This window comes from Proteiniphilum sp. UBA5463 (assembly GCF_002427225.1).
In the GTDB taxonomy this organism is placed as follows: Bacteria; Bacteroidota; Bacteroidia; order Bacteroidales; family Dysgonomonadaceae; genus Proteiniphilum; species Proteiniphilum propionicum.
This window is the reverse complement of record NZ_DIQL01000031.1, coordinates 2879-3578: the sequence shown is the minus strand read 5'-3', so window position 1 is coordinate 3578 and position 700 is coordinate 2879. Positions and strand designations below refer to the sequence as shown.

Here is a 700-nt window from a genome sequence, read left to right as displayed (position 1 = left end):
CCCGTTAAGATTTGAGGTCTCGAAATAGTTCGAGTTGACCGTCATCAGACGAGACGTTTAAGTTTGGTTTATTAAACAATTCACGTACGGGTATTTTCTCAAATAACATAGTTCCTATGGTTTGAGAAATCATATAAAGAGAAGCTCCTTCGATGTGCATCTTTTTCTTGGCCAATGCTAAAAGCAAGAATGCACATACGGCTATCCATATTTGGGTATAGACGGCATTCTCAGAGGTGCCATAAAACGATTTGATATGCAGGTGTTGCTTTATCCATTTGAAGAAAAGTTCTACATTCCACCTTTCCCTGTAAAGTTCTGCAATGGTGGGTGCCTCATAACCAGTATGGTTCGTGATGAAACGGTACACGTTTCCCGTAGCAAAGTCTTCATAGACAACCAGGCGAAATTCATCTGGATATTTTTTCACGGATACCTCTTCCGTCAGTCGGATAATTTGATCACAGACTACACCTGTCTGGCAGTCAACCTCCCTGGAAGAAACAACTTTGTATTGCATGTTATCTTTTGCTCTGGTCACAAAGAATGCGCCATTCTTATGGATGTTGTTGAAGAGTCTAAAGAAGTCAATGTACCCCTTATCCATCAAATAGATGGCACCCATCTCGATATACATCTCATCCATTGCATTGACGTCATGTACAGATGCTTGTGTAAGATGGATGAAGACAGGGAGATT

General features: G+C 40.9%; 1 protein-coding gene. It reads right to left on the bottom strand.

What is annotated here, in order from left to right:
* Positions 1-4: 4 nt before the first annotated feature.
* Positions 5-700: IS4 family transposase (locus B3B27_RS05315; RefSeq protein WP_286846992.1), on the bottom strand; the 696-nt coding region annotated here is incomplete at its 5' end.